The 24,371-nt window shown below is 39.1% G+C and carries 23 protein-coding genes and 1 pseudogene; 5 read left to right on the forward strand and 19 right to left on the reverse strand.

Annotated elements, in window-relative coordinates:
• From DW896_RS01085 to DW896_RS01160, 16 genes are all read right to left on the reverse strand, one after another.
• Positions 1 to 1,212 (reverse strand): glycosyltransferase family 4 protein, encoded by a 1,212-nt coding sequence (locus tag DW896_RS01085; RefSeq protein ID WP_117652762.1) that lies wholly within the window; start codon positions 1,210 to 1,212, stop codon positions 1 to 3.
• A gap of 7 nt (positions 1,213 to 1,219) precedes the next feature.
• Positions 1,220 to 2,404 (reverse strand): non-hydrolyzing UDP-N-acetylglucosamine 2-epimerase, encoded by a 1,185-nt coding sequence (gene wecB, locus DW896_RS01090; protein WP_009038500.1) that lies wholly within the window; start codon positions 2,402 to 2,404, stop codon positions 1,220 to 1,222.
• A gap of 25 nt (positions 2,405 to 2,429) precedes the next feature.
• Positions 2,430 to 3,578 (reverse strand): capsular polysaccharide biosynthesis protein CapF, encoded by a 1,149-nt coding sequence (locus DW896_RS01095; RefSeq protein ID WP_009038501.1) that lies wholly within the window; start codon positions 3,576 to 3,578, stop codon positions 2,430 to 2,432.
• A 45-nt stretch (positions 3,579 to 3,623) separates the two neighbouring features.
• Entirely contained in the window at positions 3,624 to 4,697 is a 1,074-nt protein-coding gene (locus DW896_RS01100) for a polysaccharide biosynthesis protein (protein ID WP_009038502.1), read from the reverse strand.
• A gap of 12 nt (positions 4,698 to 4,709) precedes the next feature.
• Positions 4,710 to 5,819, reverse strand: a complete 1,110-nt coding sequence (locus DW896_RS01105; protein ID WP_009038503.1) for a glycosyltransferase — start codon at positions 5,817 to 5,819, stop codon at positions 4,710 to 4,712.
• On the reverse strand, positions 5,816 to 6,760 hold the full coding sequence (locus DW896_RS01110; RefSeq protein WP_009038504.1) for a glycosyltransferase family 2 protein: 945 nt from the start codon (positions 6,758 to 6,760) through the stop codon (positions 5,816 to 5,818). The genes DW896_RS01105 and DW896_RS01110 overlap by 4 nt, the downstream gene beginning before the upstream one ends.
• Positions 6,754 to 7,902, reverse strand: a complete 1,149-nt coding sequence (locus DW896_RS01115; RefSeq protein WP_009038505.1) for an oligosaccharide repeat unit polymerase — start codon at positions 7,900 to 7,902, stop codon at positions 6,754 to 6,756. The genes DW896_RS01110 and DW896_RS01115 overlap by 7 nt, the downstream gene beginning before the upstream one ends.
• Positions 7,886 to 8,950 carry a glycosyltransferase family A protein gene (locus DW896_RS01120; protein WP_117652763.1) on the reverse strand — a complete coding sequence of 355 codons (1,065 nt, stop codon included), beginning with the start codon at positions 8,948 to 8,950 and terminating at the stop codon, positions 7,886 to 7,888. The genes DW896_RS01115 and DW896_RS01120 overlap by 17 nt, the downstream gene beginning before the upstream one ends.
• Before the next feature lie 68 nt (positions 8,951 to 9,018).
• Positions 9,019 to 10,299: a nucleotide sugar dehydrogenase gene (locus tag DW896_RS01125; protein WP_009038507.1), complete on the reverse strand. Its 1,281-nt coding sequence runs from the start codon at positions 10,297 to 10,299 to the stop codon at positions 9,019 to 9,021.
• A gap of 47 nt (positions 10,300 to 10,346) precedes the next feature.
• A complete protein-coding gene (locus tag DW896_RS01130) occupies positions 10,347 to 11,462 on the reverse strand; it encodes a DegT/DnrJ/EryC1/StrS family aminotransferase (protein ID WP_009038508.1) in 1,116 nt (371 codons plus the stop codon).
• Positions 11,459 to 12,454 carry a GNAT family N-acetyltransferase gene (locus DW896_RS01135; protein WP_009038509.1) on the reverse strand — a complete coding sequence of 332 codons (996 nt, stop codon included), beginning with the start codon at positions 12,452 to 12,454 and terminating at the stop codon, positions 11,459 to 11,461. The genes DW896_RS01130 and DW896_RS01135 overlap by 4 nt, the downstream gene beginning before the upstream one ends.
• Positions 12,451 to 13,905 carry a lipopolysaccharide biosynthesis protein gene (locus tag DW896_RS01140; protein ID WP_009038510.1) on the reverse strand — a complete coding sequence of 485 codons (1,455 nt, stop codon included), beginning with the start codon at positions 13,903 to 13,905 and terminating at the stop codon, positions 12,451 to 12,453. Before DW896_RS01140 ends, DW896_RS01135 begins: the two co-directional genes overlap by 4 nt.
• 1 nt (position 13,906) lies before the next feature.
• Positions 13,907 to 15,241 (reverse strand): hypothetical protein, encoded by a 1,335-nt coding sequence (locus DW896_RS01145; protein ID WP_009038511.1) that lies wholly within the window; start codon positions 15,239 to 15,241, stop codon positions 13,907 to 13,909.
• A gap of 20 nt (positions 15,242 to 15,261) precedes the next feature.
• The gene (locus DW896_RS01150; RefSeq protein WP_009038512.1) at positions 15,262 to 16,431 is read right to left on the reverse strand and encodes an acylneuraminate cytidylyltransferase; all 1,170 of its coding nucleotides are present in this window, start codon (positions 16,429 to 16,431) and stop codon (positions 15,262 to 15,264) included.
• Positions 16,432 to 16,445: 14 nt separating this feature from the next.
• Positions 16,446 to 17,318 (reverse strand): N-acetylneuraminate synthase family protein, encoded by an 873-nt coding sequence (locus DW896_RS01155; protein WP_009038513.1) that lies wholly within the window; start codon positions 17,316 to 17,318, stop codon positions 16,446 to 16,448.
• A 675-nt stretch (positions 17,319 to 17,993) separates the two neighbouring features.
• Entirely contained in the window at positions 17,994 to 18,518 is a 525-nt protein-coding gene (locus DW896_RS01160; RefSeq protein WP_119992730.1) for a UpxY family transcription antiterminator, read from the reverse strand.
• 763 nt (positions 18,519 to 19,281) lie between these two features.
• On the opposite strand from DW896_RS01160, the gene DW896_RS01170 reads away from it, so the two are divergent.
• On the forward strand, positions 19,282 to 19,605 hold the full coding sequence (locus DW896_RS01170) for a hypothetical protein (RefSeq protein ID WP_005829213.1): 324 nt from the start codon (positions 19,282 to 19,284) through the stop codon (positions 19,603 to 19,605).
• A gap of 19 nt (positions 19,606 to 19,624) precedes the next feature.
• Positions 19,625 to 20,728, forward strand: a pseudogene (locus DW896_RS01175) (VapE domain-containing protein); the annotation flags it as partial.
• Between the two features lie 129 nt (positions 20,729 to 20,857).
• Here the strand turns inward: DW896_RS01175 and DW896_RS01180 are convergent.
• Positions 20,858 to 21,118, reverse strand: a complete 261-nt coding sequence (locus DW896_RS01180; protein WP_005829216.1) for a DUF4248 domain-containing protein — start codon at positions 21,116 to 21,118, stop codon at positions 20,858 to 20,860.
• A gap of 276 nt (positions 21,119 to 21,394) precedes the next feature.
• On the opposite strand from DW896_RS01180, the gene DW896_RS01185 reads away from it, so the two are divergent.
• Entirely contained in the window at positions 21,395 to 21,904 is a 510-nt protein-coding gene (locus DW896_RS01185; RefSeq protein WP_005829218.1) for an HU family DNA-binding protein, read from the forward strand.
• Between the two features lie 54 nt (positions 21,905 to 21,958).
• Positions 21,959 to 22,060, forward strand: coding sequence for a smalltalk protein (locus tag DW896_RS21395; RefSeq protein ID WP_005836960.1), 102 nt, complete (start codon positions 21,959 to 21,961; stop codon positions 22,058 to 22,060).
• On the opposite strand, the gene DW896_RS01190 is transcribed toward DW896_RS21395, so the two are convergent.
• Both DW896_RS01190 and DW896_RS01195 read right to left on the reverse strand, forming a co-directional pair.
• Complete coding sequence (locus DW896_RS01190; RefSeq protein ID WP_005836959.1) at positions 22,057 to 23,187, reverse strand: glycosyltransferase family protein; 1,131 nt, start codon at positions 23,185 to 23,187, stop codon at positions 22,057 to 22,059. The genes DW896_RS21395 and DW896_RS01190 overlap by 4 nt on opposite strands.
• 229 nt (positions 23,188 to 23,416) lie before the next feature.
• On the reverse strand, positions 23,417 to 23,599 hold the full coding sequence (locus tag DW896_RS01195) for a hypothetical protein (protein WP_005829223.1): 183 nt from the start codon (positions 23,597 to 23,599) through the stop codon (positions 23,417 to 23,419).
• 175 nt (positions 23,600 to 23,774) lie between these two features.
• On the opposite strand from DW896_RS01195, the gene DW896_RS01200 reads away from it, so the two are divergent.
• Positions 23,775 to 24,008: a hypothetical protein gene (locus DW896_RS01200; RefSeq protein ID WP_008663499.1), complete on the forward strand. Its 234-nt coding sequence runs from the start codon at positions 23,775 to 23,777 to the stop codon at positions 24,006 to 24,008.
• Positions 24,009 to 24,371 lie beyond the last annotated feature (363 nt).

Raw genomic sequence — 24,371 nt, forward strand, 5'->3', positions numbered from 1 at the left:
TTAGCTCAACAGTCTATAATACTTTTCCAGTATCCGTTCTTTTGCAAAAACAGTATCCGCCACCGTTTTCGCATTGTTTTGCATTGCGGACAGACATGTCCTATTAGAATAGATATGCTCTATCATACGGGCCAGCATTTTAGGATTATCCGGCTCTACAACCCAGCCCAACGAATATTCTTCAATGCATAAAGCAATCTCCGACTGTCTGTCACCGATAAATAGCATAGGCTTGCCGCTTGCCATTATATTATATGATTTGGAAGGAACCCCCAAACCGTACATCCCATCAGATAAAGTCACAATGCCAATATCACAAGCATTCAAGAAATCATTCTGATTCGCACGATCCTGGAAACCCAACAAGGATACATTCTTATGTGTCCCTTTTTTCATATATGACACTATGTCACCAGCCTTGGCACCATCACCTATGAATAGGAAATGAATGTTATCATTTTTAATGAGTCCTATAGCTTCCAGCAGATTATCTATACCTTGGGCATAGCCCAAATTCCCTGCAAACTGAAATACAAATCTGTCCTGCAACCTCAAGGATGAACAAATCCGGGTACCTGCTTTATCCATAGGAAAGACCACTCCATTCTCAGCCCAAATAGGTATAAAACAGATTTTGGAAGCATCCCCTATTTTTTTTTTCAACACCTCACTCATATCCCTGCCTATCGAAATACAAAGTACAGCTTTAGAATAAGCGGCATCAAATACCCTTTTCAGACTTTTGTAAATGAAGGAGGAAGAAGACAGACGCTTTATGGCCACCAAATTTTCAGGAAATATATCATGTACGAGAATCTTATATGAAACGCCTTTTATCCATGCAACAAGTGGCATCATCAGTATTAGAAAAGCAGGATTGGTTACCACCAGGACCTCATCTCCATTCCTTACCAGCTTTAGTATTTTGCCGAACAGCAACAAACTGGACAACGACAACCTAAGAGTTCTTTTTACGAAGTTGTTCTTATCAATATTGGGTACATATACCCTATGAACCTTTACTCCATTGCGTGATTCCTCATTCAAGCGTGACCGCTTTTCGCCATTATTATATACAGACCCAGTACATAACACATGCACGTCCATAGCTCTAGCTGCCAGATATTCGGCTATTTCAGTCATGTAATATCCCGTAGAAGTTTTTACTGGATAATATATTTCAGAAACAACCCACACTCTTTTAGAAGACATTGCGTTTTCAGAATTTTCTCCAAACCATCTTGTTCACCACCCCCGTATAGCTCTGAATTATCTTCACGACCTTGGCCGATACATTCTCATCCGTATAATTGGGCACCGGCAGACCGTGATCCCCATTCCTATTCATCTCCACGGCAGTATCTACAGCCTGAAGCAAGGATTTGCCATCAATGCCGGCAAGGACAAAGATACCCTTGTCAAGAGCCTCGGGACGCTCCGTACTGGTACGGATGCATACAGCAGGGAAAGGATGCCCCACAGAAGTGAAGAAACTGCTCTCCTCAGGCAGGGTACCGCTGTCACTCACAACGGCATAGGCGTTCATCTGCAGGCAGTTGTAGTCGTGGAAACCGAGAGGTTCATGCTGAATCACACGTCTGTCAAGTGCAAAGCCGCTTGATTCCAGACGTTTCCTGCTACGAGGATGACAACTGTAAAGTATGGGCATGTCATATTTCTCGGCCATAGCGTTAACCGCGCTGAAAAGAGACAGGAAGTTCTTCTCCGTGTCAATGTTCTCTTCCCGATGCGCGGAAAGCAGGATGTATTTACCTTTCTGGAGATGCAATCTCTGATGAATATCGCTGGACTCTATTTCGGATAAATTCTCATGCAGGACTTCCGCCATGGGCGAACCGGTTACGTATGTACGTTCTTTCGCCACGCCCGAAGCGTTCAGGTATCTGCGGGCATGCTCCGAATAGCAGAGGTTCACATCGGAAATGACGTCCACAATACGGCGGTTGGTCTCCTCAGGCAGGCACTCGTCAAAGCAGCGGTTGCCTGCCTCCATATGGAAGATGGGGATATGCAGACGTTTCGCACCTATCACGCTCAGGCAGGAGTTCGTGTCTCCCAACACCAGCACGGCATCAGGTTTCACCTGCACCATCAGCTTGTAGCCGGCGTTGATAATATTCCCCATCGTGGCACCGAGGTCATCGCCGACGGCATCCATATACACATCGGGGTCTTTCAGCTTCAGGTCACGGAAGAAGACACCGTTCAGGTTATAGTCGTAATTCTGGCCGGTGTGGGCCAGAAGACAGTCAAAATAACTGCGGCATTTGTTGATGACAGCCGCCAGGCGGATGATTTCCGGACGGGTGCCCACTATAATCAGAAGTTTCAGTCTGCCGTTCTCCTGAAACCTGACTTGCGAATAATCCAATTTTATATCCATCTGTTCCTATATTCTTTAACTCGTTTCAGACTTTTTCAAAATAAGTGTCCGGACGTGCCGGGTCGAAACACTCGTTGCACCACATGAAGGTCACCAGGTCTTCCGTTTCCGAAAGGTTGACAATGTTGTGCGTATAGCCGGGAATCATCTCCACGACCTCCATCCTCCCGCCGTTTACCTCGAAGCTGACAATTTCCTCCGTACCTATCTTGCGGAGCTGTATCAGACCATGTCCGCTCACCACCACAAACTTCTCGTTCTTGGTATGGTGCCAGTGCTGGCCTTTCGTAACGCCCGGCTTGGAGATGTTCACCGAGAACTGCCCGCGGTCGGAAGTACGGATAATCTCTGTAAAACTGCCGCGGTCGTCCACATTCATCTTCAGGGGATAGCTGAACCGTTCTTCAGGCAGGTATGAGAGGTATGTGGAATAGAGTTTCTTTGTAAAGGCATCGCTCAAATCCGGGACGGACAAGGTACCGGGCATTTGCCTGAAAGACCTTATCAGTTCCACAATGCCGCCCAAGGTAATGGTATGCACCACGGGCACTTCGCAATAATCACCGTTGCGGTGTTCCCTGCCGCTCAGGGCAGAGATAAGCTCGTCCACCACATCGTCTATGTAAACCAGATGCATCACCACCGAAGGGTCGTTTACCCGGATGGGCAAGTCATGGGCGATGTTATTGCAGAAAGTGGCCACCGCGCTGTTATAGTTGGGGCGACACCATTTGCCGAAAACATTCGGGAAGCGGTACACCAGTACCTTTGCACCCGTTTCCCTGGAGTACTCGAACAACAGTTGCTCCCCTGCCCGCTTCGATTCACCGTAAGGGTTGTCGAGTGCGGCCTGCGTGGAAGAGGAAATCATTACCGGACAGGTATTGCCGTGCTTCTTCAATGTATCAAGCAGCGTGGAGGCGAAGCCGAAGTTCCCTTTCATAAACTCAGACGCATCCTGGGGACGGTTCACGCCCGCCAGATTGAAGACAAAGTCAGCCTGTCTGCAATAGACATCCAGTTCGGCAGAGTCACTGTCCATGTCATATTCGTAGATGGTAAGTTCCTCACCTGCAATGCCGTAATTACGGGCTTTCCCGTCACGGATGTTGTGCAGCTGGGATACAAGGTTCCGGCCGACAAACCCTCGGGCGCCGGTTACTAAGATTTTCATAAACTAATGGGATTGGATAGGATGGAAAAGTTAACAATGGCTATACTATTCACTCTTGATTTCCGCGCTCTTCGCCTTTTCCTCCATCCCGAGGTCTTCGCGGATGAAACGGAGTTTCAAAAGAAGCTTTTTCATGCCCTCCACATCCAGGCGGGCGGTGTTATGGCTGTGATAGTCCTCTATACGGGCAATATCCTCATTGCCTTCCGTGAAGAACTTGTCATAGTTCAGGTCACGGGTGTCGCAGGGAATGCGGTAGTAGTCGCCCATGTCGACAGCCTTTGCCATCTCTTCGCGGGTTACCAGTGTCTCATACAGTTTCTCGCCGTGGCGCGTGCCGATGGTCTTCACCTCCGTCTCACCGTATTTCGGATCAACCTGCGCGTATGTTTCCTTCAAGGCCTGCGCCAGTATATCCAAGGTGGCGGCAGGAGCCTTCTGCACGAACAGGTCACCGTTATGCCCGTGCTCAAACGCATAGATTACCAGATCCACGGCATCGTCCAGCGTCATCATGAAGCGGGTCATGTTGGGGTCCGTTACCGTAATGGGCCTGCCGTTCTTTATCTGCTCCACCCACAACGGTATTACAGAACCGCGGCTTGCCATCACATTGCCGTAACGGGTACAGCAGATGGTCGTACCGGCTTCCTCACCCAACGCACGGCCCTTGGCTATGGCAACCTTCTCCATCATGGCCTTGCTGATGCCCATGGCATTGATGGGATAGGCGGCCTTGTCGGTAGAAAGCACCACCACATTCTTTACACCATGCGCTATGGCGGATTCCAGTACATTGTCCGTACCGATCACATTGGTCTGCACAGCCTGCAACGGGAAGAACTCGCAGCTGGGAACCTGCTTCAAGGCGGCGGCGGAAAACACATAATCCACTCCCATCATGGCACCGTCCACAGACTGGCGGTCACGGACATTACCAATGTAAAATTTTACTTTGGAATTTTGCAGGTGATGACGCATGTCATCCTGCTTTTTCTCGTCACGGCTAAAAATACGGATCTCTTTGATGTCACTATCAAGAAAACGACGCAATACGGCATTACCAAAAGATCCGGTGCCTCCGGTGATAAGGAGGACTTTATCTTTGAAGATGGACATATAAAAATACTATTATTTATTCAATAATTGAGAATATAATTGCACGACCTGATTATTAAATGATTGCCTATATGAATCTATCCTTTCTTTTTTAATAGAAGTTTCCTTATGTAACTCTTTATAAAAAGAACACATTTTTTCAAATAAAGAGTTACTATTGCCACATTCAAAATAAGATTCTTTGCCAATCAATGGATTATTTTTAAACATAGGAATATCAGATACTATCAAGTCAGACCCTAATGAATATACAGATGAAGGTATTCCGCTATTAGTTCCTCTTAAATACGGAAGTATTACACATTTCGCCGATGCTATATATTGTGCATAAACAGCATCATCTACATAATGAAGAACAAACTTTATATTATACTTCTTATACTTAGTAACATCAATACCTGAATTTGGTGGATTATTCCCTACAACATATAAATTAGCTTCAGGATATAAACTGCTAAATTTTTCCCACGATTCCAATAATATATTTATCCCTTTTTCACATCTTAAATGGCCAATAAAAAGGAAATCTATTGTTTTTGTTATATCTGCCTTTATCCACGGATTTAAATCCATAATAGGAAAAGGATGGCAAATTATTTTTGAAGGCTTTATCTGATAATATTGCATCAAATCTACTATTGAATTTTCATTATGTACCAACAAGAAATCAGCCATATTCAACAAATAAGCACGCCGACTATTTTCCTTTGAAATATTTAAATATGAGTTTGCAAAAGGCACCACATCGTGACAAGTTATTATGAGTTTTATTTTCAACATTTTTTTTATTAAAACCAAAAAAGCATATTCTGGAAGGTATGAAGAATTAAGAGAGTAATTTATATATCGAGGACGTTTAAATAGAGCTTCAAAAAAAATGATAAGTAAGCCACAAATTAATTCTACATATCTAATATACGGCCTATACTTAGTTTTCTTCTTTCCTGCTGCTAAATCCGTAAAACGATAAAAAATTTTTTTTCCATTTTTAAACGGATAATAATAGCTGACAAATGCATTTTGCTTTATATTAGCTAAATCAAGAGCTTTAATTATCTCATTAATATATAGACCTGCAGAACCTTGTGTACCAGCATAAATATGAAAAAGGCTATTACTCATCTGTTTAAAAATAAATTAAGAATTACTCTTATATATTCTTTGAATAATACTTTTGAACGTGAAATGCGCCCATTAATTAAGCGTAATAAGATAGTAAACGCACACATCGGCAATACAGATATCAAACACAAAGGATAAAATCTTTTCGTAAAAAGAATACGATTTTTTAACTGACAGATATCTGCAAATTCACTAATCATTATCCCTTTTTCTTTTGTACTCCCCCCTTCTTTATGGAAAACTATGGCTTCTGGAATATATCCTATATTCCAACCACAAGCTTTACCTCGAAGAATCCAATCCAATTCTTCAAAATATAAAAAATAGTCTTCTGACATATATCCAACCTCCTCAATAAATGTTTTTCTAACAAACATGGACGCTCCTACCACATAGTCCATTACTGGTATTGGATTATCGTATTGACCTCTATCCGTTTCATAAGCCCCAATATGTTTACAACGTGCAAACCATTTATTATATACACCTCCAATTGCTTGAATTTTTGTAGGATCATCTAAAAACAATAGTTTATTTCCTAAAATACCTAATTGAACATCTGCATTACTCATGTAATTAACTAAACAATATAATGTATTCGGTTTAACAGTTGTATCATTATTTAATAACCAAATGTATTTTAATTGTTTCAGAGTATCGACAGCATATTTGACACCTATATTATTTCCGCCCGCAAAACCACAATTTCTACTAGAAAGAATAAGAGTAACAAATCCATTAAAATAAACTATTTTTCCATTTTTTGATTCAAAACTCCCATACTTTTCTAATCCCATTCTAAGAATATTCAATGAATCAGGAGTTGAAGCATTATCAACGACTATTATGCGATAATCTGTATAACTCGATTTTAGCAAGGACTCAATACAAGTTAATGTATCAACACTGCCATTATAATTCACTATAACAATTGCTACCATCTAATCTTTCGTAAAAAATAACTAATAGGTCCCCAAATTATAGGAAATGAAATCGCAGAAAAAGTCCACATATTAGCAAATGCATTTAATATTACGACCGAACAAGATAAACTTACAGTCGTTGTATAATATGGATTTTTTTTAGCACTAAAAGCCAAGAGTACAGTATACAATACAAATGTTTGCATAACAAATAATATCCCCATACCCAAGTATCCAAGTTGTGCATAAGCATCAGTATACATAGTAGACACATTAAAAACTGGGGAAATCAAAGGAGGTGATTCTAATTCAGACTTATAAAAATGTTTTGAAATAAAATCAGGACATATACACTTCCAAAAAAAAGTAGAAAATGATCCCGTAGGCTGATATATATCAATACAATTTTGAAGATTACCAATAGGAGAAGCTATATACATGTATGGCCAAAGAAACATATTAGATATGCCTAATGATTCGAAATCATCAGTTGGCTGTGTAAAAGCGACAAATACTGTACTATTCTCATCGTCATTAATACGTACACTACCTATGATACTGAAAAGGTATAATGCCAAGGATATACTAATAATACAATAAATCAATATTTTTCGTTTAAATGCTTTTAATGAAAAAAGATACACAAATAAACATGCAAAAAAAATCGTGAAAAGCATACCTCTATTTACCATCAGTAAAGGAGGGAAAAAAGCTATTATAAGGAAATTATACAAAAGTTTTCGACTAAAATTGCAAATTAGTCTATGAAATATAAAAGTACTGAAGAACACTGTATAAGTAACAAGAAGTACATGAATTGTCGGAATTCCTCCAAAATGAACAAATCCTTCCGTGCCCAATAAAATCTCTAATAAAGGTAACCGTTTAGCATATAAAAACTCTAATACATATAATATTCCCAATAACACAACTCTCCTGTTAACATTTATCGAAACATCAAATGGATTTGAAAAAAAAGACTTCCTACATTTTTGAATATGCAGACCATAAATTAGAGATAGAATAAATGTTATCAACAAAAAGACTATTAACTCTATTGACAAATCAGGTAAAAGAATAGACCAATGCAATGAATATAACATCAAAATAATTACAAAAACATAAATATATAAATAAAAAGGATTAATTATTTTTTTCATTACACATCTTGTCTATCAATGTTCTACAACTCTTATACTGATATCTATACCATTTAATATAGACGAGACGAAATCTAAGCTCATAGATAGGGCACAATAGCATAAGAGAAAGATTTATAAATAGCTTATTTGAAATATTCATTTTATTTTTTATCCATGCTATTAAAACCAACTTAAATCGAACAAAAGGATGTTTTAAGTAGAACGAACAAGAAAGAAGTTTTTTAATATTACTATAATTCATATTAAAAGAGAATATTTTAAACAGTAAATCTGAAAATACTAAAAAATCATTTTCATATAGATTACCATTATGTAACCGATTAAATTGCTTCTCAAAAAAATAAATATGCGAATCAACATGAACTGAAGTAATAATTTTTTTAGATATAGAGTGCTCATTACCAGAAATCCTATAATAATAATCAGGCTTTAAGTTTGAATAACAATATTTGCCTCCAACAGCAATAACTGATAAATTAAAATCAGAATCTTGGAACGATTTTAACTTTATATCCCACTCAATGCTATTTTCTCTTATAAAATCTAATCTATATATATTCGTAACAACAACAAAAGGTAATGTGCGTCTAACCAAATTAGAAATGTCATTACCATTTTCTCTATAACCATACAAAATAGTATCTACATCCATCAATTGTTTTTTAAATCCTATCATAGGAAATACTGCAAAATCTAATTCGGGATGATTTTCAAGGTAATCAACACGTTGTTCAAAGCAATAAGAAGCTATCAAATCATCAGCATCTAAATAAATAAGATATGTACCATTCACAAAATTTATAGCATAATTTCTACAAGACTGAGCACCTTTTATTAATAAATTTGGACGAACAAACAAATGGAAACGAGAATCATAAGAAACCATTTTTTTTACCACCTCTACACTATTATCTGTTGATTGATCATCCACTATTATGACTTCAAAATTCGTATAACTTTGATTTTGTATTGCTTTTATCATACTAGCAATAAACTTTTCAGCATTATACATAGGTATGATTACTGATAACAACCTTCTTTCCATTAATCCCAATTTTTTTAATCCTCTAAAAAAGCATTACAATAGTCTATATCAACTAAAACATTTCCTTTTTATAATCTTCCATCAATCATCTCCCTATCCAAAATACCTTTCACATCATACACAACACCATTTTCATTCTTCAAGAATGAACGTATATCAAGAGAAACAAACTCTTTATGTGCAACAGCAAGTATTACCGCATTGAATTTGCCTTTCAGGCTTTCTAATGAAGATGAAGTGAGTTGCACACCATATTCATGCTCAACTTTATCTGCATTTGCCCAAGGATCATAAACCGTTATGTTCTTGGTATATTCCTCCAATGTGTGATATATGTCAACAATCTTAGTATTTCTTACATCCGGACAATTTTCTTTAAACGTAAAACCAAGGATCAATACATTACTATCTTTCACCAAGACACCCTTTTTATTCATCAGTTTTATCACCTGGTTGCCCACATAATCACCCATACCGTCATTCAGGCGACGGGCAGAAAACATCACACGAGGCAACACACCATATACTTGCGCTTTTTGAATCAGATAATAAGGGTCCACACTGATACAATGACCACCAACCAAACCCGGCTTCAACTTAATGAAATTCCACTTTGATGAAGCAGCCTCTATCACATCGTTGGTATCAATCCCCATCGCATTGAAAATTTTCGCCAACTCATTCATAAAAGCAATATTCACATCACGCTGGGAGTTTTCTATAATCTTTGATGCCTCTGCTACTTTTATGGAAGGGGCTTTATGAGTACCGTTTACCAATACCGAATTATAAACATTATCCACAATATCAGCAATTTCAGGCGTAGAACCGGAAGTCACTTTCTTAATCTTCTCAACCGTATGTTCTTTATCGCCCGGATTAATACGTTCAGGCGAATAACCAGCAAAAAAATCCTTATTAAATTTCAGACCTGACACACGTTCTACTACAGGCAAACATTCCTCCTCAGTAACACCTGGATAAACCGTTGACTCATAGACCACGATATCTCCTTTTGATATGACTTTACCAACTGTTTCACTTGCTCTCCATAAAGGTGTCAAATCCGGACGATTATTCGCATCTACCGGAGTGGGCACTGCAACCACATAAAAATTACATCCACGAATTCTATTGATGTCTGAAGTACACACAAAATCATAATTGCTAATAGCATCTTGCAATAATTCATCAGAGACTTCAAAAGTTGAATCGTGCCCAGCCATCAATTCATCCACACGCTTTCGATTCATATCAAACCCAACAGTGAAATATTTTGTTGAAAAAAGACGAGCTAAAGGAAGCCCTACATAACCGAGACCGATTACGCAAATCTTAATTGAATTCATATACTCTATTTTATTGATTTATAATAACATACAATCATACAGACTCATTAAAACTCATCACTCCAAATCGGTATATTTACATATTCTTTTATTACCGAATCTGCTATAGGATAATTATTGTCAGAGTCAATAAGATATGGCCAATTATATAGAGCAACTTCTACATTCTCTTTATTTATAGTTGGCCCATCATGAAGAATTCCACGTTTTGCTAAGGAGCATTCTATCAAAGAATTGCACATATATAAAGGTAAATGCAAATGATTTTTTCTGCAATAAGCAATCAAATTTTTATTGTTATTATTGAATCTGTCAATCATATGTAATACATATTGCTTTTGCAAATCAGACATGCGCTTTATTTTATATTCATGTTTAACAACCAAATGGAGTTTACAAAAAACTCTTCCCACAATAGAATAAAGCAATGCCCTTAATAAAAGAAGGGGGCATGATAAAGGATAATATCCTAATAATACTTCATTCCACAAAGAATTATTACGAAAATCATATTTATAATACTGAGGTTCCAACAAGTAACTCATCCAAAATAATTTCCGTAATAACAACTTTCCACGACTATCAGATTCTTTCTCTAAAGCATTATAAACATCAAAAGCTTTTGTATATAAATCATCTGACAACTTTAACATCCCCCCAGAAGTAGCTGAAATTGGCTTGTCATAAAAGAAACTATAAAAATAATTATCTGACAAATCCTCTAAAAAATATCCACCTATTTTAGCATGAAAAGTCTGACATAAATCATCTATCAAGACTACTCCTCTTAATTGACAGAGTTGTTTTATACGCAAATAATCCGGGTTGGGAATGCCAAAAAGATGAGAAAGAATAAGAATATCTATCGAATCAATATGTTTCTCTACAATGTCATAAGTTGTAGTAAAATAGTCTTTATCAATATCCATTAATACAACCCTATCCTCGGCCATTTGTATTACATCAAGAACAGTAGAACATGTAAAAACTTGCAACCCTACACGCTTTTTAGTTCCAAATAAATTCAAAAAGAAAAGCAAGGAAGAAGCTCCACTATTAAAAAAAAAACTATTAGATATAGTATTATCAATTTGTTGTCCTTTTCCACAAATACACTCCCACAAAAAATTATAATCTACATTGGGTTTAGAACGTGCTATCATATTCTTCCAAGCATTTTATTTATCAAATTTTTCGCATATTGCCAAGTAGTATCATAACCATATTGTAATTTAAAATATTGACGAGGCTTAGAACTGAAATTTCTAAAGTTTCGTTCTACATGCTCTATCATTGAACCTCCAAAATTAAAAAAGTGTACTTTTGACGAAAAATAACGTATTGCATACCATGTAAGATAAGTATGTCCCCCACTATCACGTAGTTTTTCATCGCTGGCTCCCAGCCAATAATATACTTCTTTTTGGTTATGAAGATAAAATGTTATTGCATGTATCTGATTTTGAGAATCCACTATTTTCAATATCGTCCCCATACCTCTTTTCATAACTTCCTTATATAATTTCCGGACTGTATCATTAAAATAAGGTTTCTTTAGTCCCTGACGCAAATAAGTTTTATCAGACTCTACAAGATACTCTTCCACATCATCAGTCTTTACAACCTGCAAATCAGACTTCTTCTCGACTTTATTCAAGATCCATTTATGTCCTTTACTAAACCGTTTAAATTCCTCTTCAAGCACATAGTTAGAATAGTCTATCACATAAGTATACAAAGTAGTTTGAGTAAATTTTTTCCAATACAAAGGCAACCAATAATCATAATTGTAGTTGAAATGCATAGAAAATCGTTTTATATCCTTCATAACGAATTCTATGATTTGATTAGAATATTCTTTTTGATTAGTAAGCTGCTTTTGTAAACGCATATTATTACGTTTACTCATATCTTCATACAACATACCTAATGATTGCGTCAATGGGGGCTGATGAATATTCCCCGATGAAAAATACGGAAGAGCTAAACCTGCAACAATAAGATTATCTTCATCAAAAAGCGCACAAATTTTAAAATCCGAATCTGTTATTGCATCAAGCCACCAAGAATAATCCCACAAAAAACCTTGAGGCGATTGGTCGACAAAATGGTTCCATACTTCATAATCATCCTCGGATAAATAACGTACAATCATATATACTTATTCTTATTTAATATTTGATTTTTGAATAAACGCAAACTATGCCTATAAATATAAGAGACACACCCTAACACACTTAGCATGAAAGCAATTTTCAGTATCAATCTATACCACAAATCATCTACTAACTGAAAGAAAAAAATTGAAATACACAATAGAAAAAAAATGAAACAAAAAAAATACATTTTTTTCCAATAATATCTAAGATAAGGAACTAACTTCATTGACAAAAGCAATGAGATAACTGAACTTACAAATTGAGATAGCAAAAATGCAACACCTGCCCCTAGATAGCCATAATTAGGAATAAGAATCATATTAAATACAAAATTCAATAAGACTGTGGAGAGGCTTATAATCATTACATATTTAGTATAGGAGAAAAATAGAGATTTGGAAAAAAAGAAATATAGTCCATTTAAAACATACCCAAATGTAATAAATACAATCGGTTGCCAAGATGAATAAAATTCGTCTGTGGTCATGAGCCGTATGAATTCAGGCGAAAAGAAAGTGATAACCAAAGCAACAAAACAACACAGTACATTGGAAATTTCGGCAAATTTATATATTGATTTATAATTTGATGATTCATTTTCTTTCTCCAACTTTTGGTAAAGCCAAGGAGTAAAAGCTTGATTAATACTCGAAGTAAATAAGTTAAGAATATTGCCAAATTGATTAGCTACGCCATACAAGCCCACTTGCTGAATACCAATAAGCTTATTCAATAATATGCGATCTAACATGACAGATAAATATCCTGAAACAGAATGGGGAATCAATGGCAGCGAGTATTTAAAAGCAGCAACTGATATTTCTTTATTAATACACAATGTAATATGAGGTAAAAAACTAATCATAGAATATATAAAGAAAATCATTGATACTATGAATGAGGATATAATTATACCTAATACACCTTGATGAAATACCATCAACATGAGTAAATTTAAAAAGACTTGCAATAGAAAATTACACATCAAATTTAATGTATATCTTAAGCCATCTTGTGTACATTGAAGCCATTGCTGATAAAACAAATACAAAGGACTAAGCATTGTCCCTAATATGGCAAGAAGCAACAAAGGATAAAAAGGTATTCCTTCTGCCAAAGGAACCAGAAGGGCATCATGGAAAATGATACAAATCAATCCCCAGAATGCGGAATTAAAAAGTACCATTAGCAAAATAGTTCCCCACACTATAGCTTGACCTTTAGATGTAACATATTTAAAATGAAAACGGGCAGCAGCAGCATGAAGAGAAACAAGAAATAAAATAGAAAGGAAACCCGTTATAGATGTTATCAAATTCATTATACCATAATCTTCCGGCTTTAAATAAGTTGTGTAAATTGGCAATAGCAAAAAACCAGTGCCTTTTTGCAATAGTGCACAAAAAGTATATAAAGATGAATTTTTCAGTATTTTATTTACAGTCATGTTATTTGGTATACCCCTTTAACCTTTGCTTCACTTTCTCTTCAAATCCATCAGCCCATAATTGACTTGAATCTATGGTATTCCAATTATCTCTATCCAACATCTCTAATTCTATCGCAGACTTCACCCAAACACCTACATCTGCAGGAAAATATTTGCGCACGATGGGAATGTCTATAATGATAATCTTTTTATGAAAAGCCATAGCTTCAAATAAACACGTAGAATAGCCACCCACAATGTAATGCGACTGCGAAATATCCTTATAAAGATTTATTTCTGAAAATGATAACGAAAGATTGGAATATTCATCTATAATCTCTTGATAGAACTGGATGACATCACGAGGATGTAATCTAAGCACAATCTTCTTTTCCGGATAAAAAGACGCCAAATCTTTTGCGAAAGACAACACATGTTCTCGAATGGAAGGTTGTGAAATTATTAAAAAATCATTAATCACTTCCTCACTGGCATATTGCTTAATATACCGATTCAGATGAGGACTGCCAACCGAAATAATCTCATACTTCCAATCTATATATTGTTTCCAATAGTCACCAAAGCTATATAAAATATCAGGAAGATAAGTTGCATATTCATCATGATTTACAATAAAATCATCTGCATGATAGCCTAAATGAGATTGCAAAATAGCACCATGTTGCATTTCTATTACTTTAATACCTAAATCGTGAGCAGCCTTGATTAGAGGAGCATAAGTTTCACCGTACGAACCACAGTTTACAGCAATCAAATTGCATTGTGTCTTTTTTAAGACCCATTTTATCAAAGAATAATATATGCGATGAAAATAATCCAAACGCCCTAACTCTTCAATTGTATAAAGTTCAGGATAATTTTTAATTATATAATCAAAGTCTATTCTCCTTATAGGTTTAATCTTATTAAAAACACGACTAAGTGTAAAAGACAAAAACAGCAAATAAGTTCTTATAAATGACATTGACTTATAAGAATTTTTGGCACGCCATTTAAATTCTTCATCAGCATCTTCAATCAATAGACTATCCTCAGGAAATAGATCATAATAGTAACCATCCATTGAATTATAATAAATCCCTTTTTCGCCTTCTACTTCTACATTAAAAAGAGTAGAAGAGAAAAATACAAGTTTTTTCTTCTTTACTCTTATTCGGATTAGATTACTAAATAATCTAAAAAAAATAGTAGGTTTAGACACTGGATTTCTACTAGAGGATGAAGTATTATCTTGATTCTTACTGCATAACAATTTATATCGCACAAATGGTAAGATCATCATTCCATTACTAAAACGTAACTCTAGCAGTTTTTTATCTTCCAAATAATCCATTCGAAAATGAAATTAAAAATTCACTCCTTTTTAAGAAAATCAATTATCTTTTCTGCAAATTCTCTCACACACCCTTCGCCTCCCTTTTTATTCATTAAAAGAATATCATCAATTTGCTTTACCTTTTCACAAGCATCAGCAGGACAAGCCTTTATACCTACAGCATTAAGTAATTTGCAACAATTTATATCATCGCCTATATAAGCCACTTCATCAAGCGATATACCTTCTTGTTCACAAATACCCATAGCAGCCTCTAACTTACCCTCCCCATGTTTACCTTGAATTAAATAATCTATTTTCAACTTGTTAGCTCTATCTTCTACCATCCGAGTATTTTCACTAGTTATGATACCAGTTTTAATACCTGCCTCACGCAAAAGCTGAAAGCCCATTCCATCACGAGTATTGAATTTTTTGAGTTCATATCCTGGTTCAGCATAATACATCCCTCCATCTGTCAACGTACCATCTACATCACTAATGAACAATTTGATTTTTCTTGGCCTTTCGATTCGTGAAAGTATATGCTTTTGCATCAATTTTTCTAAAATAATCCAATCGTCAGGTTCATCAACTTCAAAAGCTGTATATTCTGGCATTTCATATATACCAATATTTCCACTCAAACGATTACCTTTTTCTAAAATATTCTTTATGGTATTAATATAAAATGCACCATTTTCCATCAACATACCCGAGAAATTTTGACGGCGGGGACGTTTATGGTAATCATAATTTAAAGGGGTACCATCCTCATTCCAAAAAAAACGATAATTACGGACACAAGTCAACATAGAATCATATTTACCTTGCTTATATATAGAAAGAGCTTCTGTAAAATGGAGAGTTCCAGTTAAAGGTGAGGTCGCTTGAACTAGCATAAAAACGTCAAGTTCATTGAGCTTAGCCAATTTAATGTATTCAAGCATTACACTCTCTGTAGTAGCTGTATCAGAAGCATTTTCAGCTAAACGACGATAAATTACTGTTTTTTTATATGATTGTGCCACTACTGCGCATTCTATTTCATCACTATCAGTAGCTATTACTATTTCATCTACCAGAGAACAGTTCTCCAAGGCCTCAATATTCCAACAGACCAGAGGTTTACCACAAAAAAGTTTTATGTTTTTAAGAGGGATAGATTTACTCCCTCCTCTTACCGGTATAAATGCTATCGTTTTCATTTTTTATTCTAGAATTACCATTTTACTTGGTGCTTTTTCAATTTATCACGCTGAATCTTTTCAATATCCAAAATTTCCTCTTTTTTATAAGTCAGAGATTTAGCAACTGCCTTACAATCACGTACAAGTTTTCTTACGCCATCAGGTTCTAATGAAGCTGCATGGTCTGTTCCTTTCCAAGTACGGTCAAGCGTATAATGCCGTTCAATCCATTCTGCACCTAATGCAACAGCAGCCGAATCCACAGCAATTCCTAAATGATGTCCCGAAAATCCGATAGCTTTTATCCGGTCAGCATACAATTCACGTAAACGAGTTAATTCAAGTAAACATATATCTTCAAAAGGCACAGGATAACCAGATGTACAATCATAAATTACAAGATCTTTATTTCGTCCTTTCGATTCAAAAAAACGTATAATCTTTTCTTCTTCATCATGAGTAGTCATTCCAAAAGAAAGATGAATTTCTCCTTCAAAATGCTCACATAGATATTCAAGTAAATCTCTATTTAGATTACAAGCGGATGGAACTTTTATTAAATTAGGCTTTAAAGAACAGATTTCCTTCGCTGATGTAACATCCCATACTGAGGTAGAGTATTCAATACCATATTCATTACACCACTCTTGCAATTGGCGGTGTTGGTCAATCGTAAATTCAAGAAATTCACGATGTTTACCATAAGTATCGCCATAAGAATTCTCAGGATGAGGATGAGGGGAATTATATTCTTCAAAAGTGAGAAGTTCTCGATTACATCGCTTCTGAAATTTCACGACATCAGCGTTACAATAAGTTGCAGCTGTTTTGATTAACTCTTTTGCGATTAACATATCACCTTTGTGATTACAACCAATTTCTGCAATAATTTTAGGATTTTTCATTGGAATATCTATTTTATATGGAATAAATAACACCATTTATCAATATTCCATTTTTGACATTATAAGTCAACAATGCCCATTACTTCATGTCAAAAACAGATAAAATATATAAGCGTCCAATTTTGACGTATTGTATAGAAGAAAACACCATTTAATAATTTCCCTTTAAATAAAAAAATAACACTTGATTTTAATATATTAGTACTGATTCCTATCATTATGGACAGAAGATTCAAGTAGTCGAATATTGATATCCTGTTTATCCTTCAGTGATATCAATGTGTGGTGTACAATGACCACATTAATCGCTCCTCTTCGGGAGCGATTTTTTTTCTATACAAGAGGTCGGATTTTACTCATGCAGACATCTATTATGATTCTTACCGAAATTATTGCTATTAGAAGCAAAAATACATTATATGGGAATATTTACATATTGCAAAACATGATGCTAGAAAACAGTTTACGTAAACGAATTACATCTATTTATTTTAAGTAGAGCTTCGCTTTCCTTTACATATTGTCGAAATTTCTATCTAAAAAAACAAAAATAAGGATCCCAATACGAGCTATAACAAGTATTATCTTTATTCTTAACAAAAAATCATTACTCCAATGGATATTATTCTTCAACAAAAAAAAGAAAAAACTCAAAAACACAATCTGTTTTCCCTTCTACCCTTCTCCTATCTCCTCCACCAGCGACGCATGCACAAACGTCGTCGCCACCGCCATCACCCCCTCGATGTTCACCACCACCCTCCTATCATGGCGCACACGCACAAACACCCCTTCCACTCCTTCGAAGATGCCGCCGGTGATACGTACCCGGGTTCCTTGGGAGAGGTTCAGCTCGGTGGGTTCAAGATAGAGCACAGCTTGGTCGTAGGTGCCAGACACGGCGATGAAGCTGCGCATCTGCGAGTCCGGGATGACGATGGGCTGGCGGGTTTCGCGGTCCATGATATAGCGGATGGGGATGTTCATGCCCGGTTGGTTCTTTATTTCGTCCATACGCTCACGGGTGGAGCGGACGAAGACCAGGTTATGGACCGCAGGAACAAGCTTGCGCAAGCGGCGCTCTTTCCTCACGACATACTCATAGCGCATGGGTATATAGTTTTCAATGCCCTCTGCATCCAGGTATTCCTTGAAAAAAAGCTCTCGGCTATAGGTGACACGCACTGCATACCAGTGCATTTCTGCATTCTCGTTCACAAAAAAATATGATTGGGGGACACCGGAGTAGCGAAGTACCTCCCGGTCAAGTAATGTAATGCGGTTACTTTAAATAGACTATGTGCATTCATTTTATTTCAAAACCCTCCACCATCTCGGAAGGAAGGCGACGAAATAGTTATATTCAAGCTATCTTGCGATAAGCTGTTATAAACGAAAGGTTTATAATAAAAAAAATGTTTTATGACACGCTCCGTTTAATGAACGCAAAGGTAATGTCAAGAAATGAAAGTACAAAATATTCTGATTGATAAAATGATAATCTTTTTTAATGCAGGTATCATCGCACTATATATCAAATAATTACGCTCATTAGGTAAGATACACGCGCACGCGCGTCATTTCTTATTTTTTTAAAGAAAGAGTGTGTTACATATATAACCATAGGTTCCGGTACCTCACCCTATACATACAGACTACACACACGCTTCACTAGTTCACGGAGAGGGGCACCACAGATTACACAGATTGGCACAGAGGAGCACAGAGAAGAATTCTTCGCTACGTTCTGAGTGACGGATACTCACGGAAACACAATAAGGATGATACGCACGTACATACACAAAAGTGATACGCACAAAAACTACAAAAATCCGTGCCAATCCGTGTAATGCATAATGCACCGGTTCTTTTTTTTGTTAATTTTGCAACCGATTTACTAACTTAATATAAAATTAGATTTTCAAATTGTAATTATGAGAACAAAAAAACGCCAATTAGCGTGATGCAAATCAAAGGGAGAGATTACCAAGTGCTGTACACCAAAGAGAGCAAAGAGGTGCAAGTGGCTATCGACCTGCTTTCTATGGTAGAACACAAGTCGTTAACCGTGGAATACAAGGAGCGGAAGGCTTTCCTGACACCCTTCATCCCGCTGCTGATAAATCCCCAAAAGGAACACGGACTGAAGGGGGTAAGCCCCTTCGCCAAGCTGCTGCATCTGCTTGTAAACTTTATGGACGCGGACGGAAGCGGCAATACGCTGAACCCCGATTGTATTGAGGATGAGATATATAAGCTCTTCAATGAGCTATATCCCAAGGAGTAAAACGGACCGAGGAATTCAAATTGTAAAAAAACTCATCCTGGACCGCCTCGAATTCATGCCCTACACCCCGTCGGCAGATGCCGGAAAAGGTTACCGCCCCATGCGCGGAAAGGACTACAACACCATGTTCGTAGACCTGCAGATGGCCGGCATCTCCTGCTACCAGAATTTCCTCAGAGCCGTGATAGACTCCAACTACGCCAAGGAGTTCAACCCCTACACCGACTATCTGTACGCGCTTCCCCCCTGGGACGGGACGGACTACATCGCCCAACTTGCCGACACCCTGACGACCGAGAACCGGGAGCTATGGCAGAAGGGCTTCAAACGGTGGATAGTGGGCCTGGTGGCCTGCGCACTGAGCGACGAGGACATGAACCAGCTCGTCATCATCCTCTACAGCGAGCAGGGAAAGGGAAAGAGCAGCTGGATTCGGCGCCTGCTGCCGCCCGAGTGGAAAGAGTACTTCTACAACGGCATAATAGACCCGAGCAACAAGGACGATGCCCGCCTGCTCGCCACGCGAATCATCATCAACATGGAGGAGTTCGAAGGCGTGAAGCCCGGCGAGCTGGCAGCATTGAAGCGAATCATCGCGCAGGACAACGTGACGCAGCGCAAGGCCTACGACATCGAAGCCTTCACCCTGCCCCGCCACTGCTCCTTCATCGCGAGCACCAACAACCGGCAGTGCCTGCAGGACATCGGCGGAAACCGGCGTTTCCTCCCCATCACCATCACCGGCATAGACTACCACACCCCGGTGAACCATCCCGGTATCTACGCCCAGGCGCTCGCCCTGCTGAAAGGCGGTTTCAGATACTGGTACGAGGGCGAGGAGATAGAACAGCTGAACAAGCACAACGAACGGCACCGCATGAAAGACCCCGTGGAGGAGAACCTCTTCGTCTTCTTCCGCAAACCGCTGCCCGAGGACCTGCAGGTAAAATGGCTCCCTGCCAGCGTCATACTGACCAAGCTCAGCATATTCGGAAAGGTGCAGGTGAACCCGCACACCCAGCTGGTACTGGTGCAGGCACTGGAAAAGTACGGATTCGGCACACGGACCAACGAGCAGGAGACGACCGAATATGAGGTAGTGGACATCCAGCTATATCAGTAACCGGCATTCGAGGAGAAGAGAGAAGCCCCGTAACATATATTGTTGTGCATGACAACATATATTGTTACGGGGCTTTACATATATTGGCGTTTTCCTTACAAGGCTTCCCTATTTCCGGCCGGCATCCTGTCAGGGTTCTCCCAGATACTTCACCAGCACTTTCACTTCCAGCGGAGTGAAGGTGCGTCGGTATTTGTTGTAACCCACCTTCTCCAGCTCACCCTTCAGCGCCTTGTTGTGGCGTATCCATGCCGCCAGGGTATAGATGGCATTGCTGATGCAGTAAGTCGGGTTGTAGAGCATGGCAAGCTCCTCCTTCGAATAGGCGTGGATGCGGAACGGACGAAGGTCTTCCTCCTCCTCTTCCCTCTTTTCTTTTTCTGTTTTCATTCCTTATGTTATTGGTTGATTATTACACCATAAAGATACTGAATATCAGCGGTATGACCAAGCGTATACAGACATAAACGGGCATCGGACGAAGAACTTTTCCTGAACAGAAAGGAAACGGGAAAGAGACGGCGTAACCCGAAGAAAGCCATGAGCAGAAAAAGCCGGAGAAGTACTTTTGCAGCACCCCTCTTCCCCCCCTAAAGGAGAAAGAGAAGAGTATTGCAATACGGGACTTTAATTTCTAATTGTTAATTTTTAATTATTTAATTGTTTATGGGAGTACCATTCAAGAAGATTGCGAGGAAAGATCCTCGAAAGGCAGATGCGGTGGCAAAGTTCTACCCGCAGCTGGTGACACTGGGCGACAATGCGACGCTGGACGACATTGCGTATGTGATGAAAGAGAAGAGTTCGCTGACACTGGGAGACATCCAGAGTGTATTGACCAATTTTGTGGAGGCCATGATAACAACCCTCTACAGCGGCCAGTCAGTGAATATCAAGAACTTCGGCGTATTCAGCCTGTCGGCGCGTACGGCAGGCGTACTGGATGTAAAGGAGTGCACCGCCAAGAACATCAAAGCGGTGAAAATCAATTTCCGGCCTTCCAGCACCGTAAGACCGGACATCGCCGCCACGCGTGCCGGGCAGAAGATTGACTTCTACGACCTGGAGGCATTGGTGAACAAGGGAGACGGTGAAGGAGGAAGCTCCGGCGGCGGTTCCGGCTCGGGAGACGGAGGCGGTTCGGACGGAGACCAGGGCGAAAATCCGTTGGGATAAGTATGACTGATTTTACTACCGATTCGTATGTTCAACTTTTAAAACGTATATAGCATGAAAAAAAGTATCTGGGATAAAATTCTGAAAGTCGTAATTGCAGTAGCCTCTGCCATCTTAGGGGCATTGGGAGCCAATGCGATGAACGTGAACATTTAAGTCGCCGGAAAGAAAGGACGGCAGGAAGAGGAAACCCCGAAAAAGGTTTCCTCTTTCTCTTCCCTCTCTATACAGCGCAGGATACGCCAGTCGCAGCTACGCACCCAATAGCGGAAAGCCATGTTCGGGTGGAAATGCTCCGAGAAGTCCAGCAGACGTTCCAAATCAAACTCCTCGGAGATGACACCGGCACCGCTACGGAATGCATCGTAGGCGTTACAGTCCTGCTCGATATGCGCCGGAACCATCAGCAAAGGCTTGCCCAGATACATCGCCTCGCAGACCGACTCGAAGCCGGCAGTGGTGGCATAGGCCTTGCAGCCTGCCATGTAGCGCAGGAACTTGACGTCATCGAGCTGATGGAAACTCAAGGTGTCGTCCACACGGCACACCTCGGCTTCGTCCTGCTTGTCCCAGAAGAAGTGGAGGGGTATTTCCGGATGGGCACTGTGCCAGTGGAGGATATTCTCGCCAAAACCGGAGTTTACCATGTATCCGTGGAGATAATCCCCTTCCGTACCTTCGCACGACAGCACCTCCCTCCGCAGCAATGGCGGAACCACGCGGACATACGCTTCTTCGTCATCCTCCATCTCGCGGAAGGAAAGGGCGAGCTTTTCGCGGGCACCTATGCACGTGAGGCGGGTGAAAAGGCGGAGCAGCCACAGATGGAAGCCGTTCTTACCGGGAAACTCGAAATCGCGGTGCAGGAACAGGTACTGGTGCCCGACGCTTATTTGAGGAACGGAAGGACGGAAGAAGAGATAGGTCATCCCCGTGAGCAGTTCGTAGAAGTTGATGACCAGTTCGGCACCACTCTCCTCGATGCGGCGGTGTATATAGTGCATGCTTTTCAGATAGACGGGCAGACGGGTGAGATTATAGGCCACACTACGCGCAAGACTTGCCCGCTTGTTGGCAGGCGTAGGCAGGAAATTGGGACTGAGAAAACGTTTCACCGGAGCTTGGATGCTGCGGTTGAAGAAACCGGGCAGACAGCGCGAATTGCTTTTGCCCACCAACACTTCCACTACCTCGTGACCGTTGCGGCGCAGCAGCTCTTCCATTGTTATGGCTTGGGTCAGATGCCCGCGGCCTTCTCCTTGAACGATAAAAAGGACTTTCATTGGGACGACTTGATGATTTACAAATTAATGTTGAAACACATGCAGCACATGACGTTGCATTTAGTTGATGCAAATATCGCACCTCCGTGTTACGGCAGAATGTGAAGAATGTGACAATTCGGTTATAAATGACAAAAGTCACACCGGCATCGCGCAGACATGACTTCAAGAGAATTTATGGAATAAATACGTAAAAAGGATAATTCGGTCGGCATATGATGCCGGAATATCAGACAAATTCCTCGACCATATACATATCACTGACAAAGTCGTCAACAATCTGTTCCAGGTTTTCGCAGGCTTCGTCAGGCGTTTCACCGTAGGCGCTGCACAACACATTATTCATAAAATAAGCGTAAAAACCACCGCCGGCTGCCGCCTCTACGGTATAGTCATTTCTGTTCAGTTTCATATTCGGGCCTCCTTCTTTTTTTACGCTGCAAAAATGAGGGAAAGTTGTTACGAGGAGATGTGAAGGAGGTTACAATAGTATGTAGATTGGTTGGCTTTGATGCAGTAGAAAATAAATGGATTGAATATTAGGAGTTTTCATTTATTCAGTTTACCTTTGATTAAAAATAAAAGCAATGGGTAAAATTAAACCATATAAAGAGCAGGACTCTCCCAAACAAACGGCACAAGAACCGATGATGGCAACTTATCATCAATCAGCCATACCGATGGACGACTTTATCAACAGTATTCCCCGAGATGCTTTGGCTGAAGCCCTTCTATTTGCCTTAGAAGAGAATAAAGCAGGACACTGTATATCAAACTCCCAAATAGAGAGTATGATAAATGAACGCATGGGATGGAAATAGTCTGGTCTAAGTTGGCTTATGAGCACTTTTTAGAGATACTTATTTATGTAGAGAATAATTTTGGCATGTTGACGGCACAGAAAACACGTCAAAAGATACAAGACAAAGTAAATCTTTAAGCAAAACATCCGTATATAGGAATTATAGACAGTGATTTTTCTACTCTATTTAACAACATTACTGTCCGTCATTTAAAACTTTCCCCTAACGTGATATATTATTTGATTGATGAGAATAGGATTGTCATTGCAGCAATGCTTCATTCAAAACAATCTCCGGAAACTGTACGTAAAACAATCTCAGAATTTCTGAAGCAATATAAATAGCTGTTCATCAATTCATGATGAGAGATAACTCTATAAA

The sequence above is a fragment of the Bacteroides sp. AM41-16 genome, from assembly GCF_003603495.1.
Taxonomy (GTDB): Bacteria; Bacteroidota; Bacteroidia; order Bacteroidales; family Bacteroidaceae; genus Bacteroides; species Bacteroides uniformis.

What these genes read in the sequence shown, in the direction of transcription:
- DW896_RS01195 (WP_005829223.1), bottom strand. Translation starts at nt 23,599, where the DNA reads ATGAAACTGAACAGAAATGACTATACCGTAGAGGCGGCAGCCGGCGGT.
- DW896_RS01145 (WP_009038511.1), bottom strand. Translation starts at nt 15,241, where the DNA reads ATGGATTATTTGGAAGATAAAAAACTGCTAGAGTTACGTTTTAGTAAT.
- DW896_RS01140 (WP_009038510.1), bottom strand. Translation starts at nt 13,905, where the DNA reads ATGACTGTAAATAAAATACTGAAAAATTCATCTTTATATACTTTTTGT.
- DW896_RS01130 (WP_009038508.1), bottom strand. Translation starts at nt 11,462, where the DNA reads ATGATAGCACGTTCTAAACCCAATGTAGATTATAATTTTTTGTGGGAG.
- DW896_RS01185 (WP_005829218.1), top strand. Translation starts at nt 21,395, where the DNA reads ATGGGAGTACCATTCAAGAAGATTGCGAGGAAAGATCCTCGAAAGGCA.
- DW896_RS21395 (WP_005836960.1), top strand. Translation starts at nt 21,959, where the DNA reads ATGAAAAAAAGTATCTGGGATAAAATTCTGAAAGTCGTAATTGCAGTA.
- DW896_RS01115 (WP_009038505.1), bottom strand. Translation starts at nt 7,902, where the DNA reads ATGAAAAAAATAATTAATCCTTTTTATTTATATATTTATGTTTTTGTA.
- DW896_RS01150 (WP_009038512.1), bottom strand. Translation starts at nt 16,431, where the DNA reads ATGAAAACGATAGCATTTATACCGGTAAGAGGAGGGAGTAAATCTATC.
- DW896_RS01135 (WP_009038509.1), bottom strand. Translation starts at nt 12,454, where the DNA reads ATGATTGTACGTTATTTATCCGAGGATGATTATGAAGTATGGAACCAT.
- DW896_RS01120 (WP_117652763.1), bottom strand. Translation starts at nt 8,950, where the DNA reads ATGGAAAGAAGGTTGTTATCAGTAATCATACCTATGTATAATGCTGAA.
- wecB (WP_009038500.1), bottom strand. Translation starts at nt 2,404, where the DNA reads ATGGATATAAAATTGGATTATTCGCAAGTCAGGTTTCAGGAGAACGGC.
- DW896_RS01190 (WP_005836959.1), bottom strand. Translation starts at nt 23,187, where the DNA reads ATGAAAGTCCTTTTTATCGTTCAAGGAGAAGGCCGCGGGCATCTGACC.
- DW896_RS01125 (WP_009038507.1), bottom strand. Translation starts at nt 10,299, where the DNA reads ATGAATTCAATTAAGATTTGCGTAATCGGTCTCGGTTATGTAGGGCTT.
- DW896_RS01160 (WP_119992730.1), bottom strand. Translation starts at nt 18,518, where the DNA reads ATGCACTGGTATGCAGTGCGTGTCACCTATAGCCGAGAGCTTTTTTTC.
- DW896_RS01095 (WP_009038501.1), bottom strand. Translation starts at nt 3,578, where the DNA reads ATGAAAATCTTAGTAACCGGCGCCCGAGGGTTTGTCGGCCGGAACCTT.
- DW896_RS01170 (WP_005829213.1), top strand. Translation starts at nt 19,282, where the DNA reads ATGCAAATCAAAGGGAGAGATTACCAAGTGCTGTACACCAAAGAGAGC.
- DW896_RS01085 (WP_117652762.1), bottom strand. Translation starts at nt 1,212, where the DNA reads ATGTCTTCTAAAAGAGTGTGGGTTGTTTCTGAAATATATTATCCAGTA.
- DW896_RS01100 (WP_009038502.1), bottom strand. Translation starts at nt 4,697, where the DNA reads ATGTCCATCTTCAAAGATAAAGTCCTCCTTATCACCGGAGGCACCGGA.
- DW896_RS01200 (WP_008663499.1), top strand. Translation starts at nt 23,775, where the DNA reads ATGGGTAAAATTAAACCATATAAAGAGCAGGACTCTCCCAAACAAACG.
- DW896_RS01110 (WP_009038504.1), bottom strand. Translation starts at nt 6,760, where the DNA reads ATGGTAGCAATTGTTATAGTGAATTATAATGGCAGTGTTGATACATTA.
- DW896_RS01105 (WP_009038503.1), bottom strand. Translation starts at nt 5,819, where the DNA reads ATGAGTAATAGCCTTTTTCATATTTATGCTGGTACACAAGGTTCTGCA.
- DW896_RS01155 (WP_009038513.1), bottom strand. Translation starts at nt 17,318, where the DNA reads ATGAAAAATCCTAAAATTATTGCAGAAATTGGTTGTAATCACAAAGGT.
- DW896_RS01180 (WP_005829216.1), bottom strand. Translation starts at nt 21,118, where the DNA reads ATGAAAACAGAAAAAGAAAAGAGGGAAGAGGAGGAGGAAGACCTTCGT.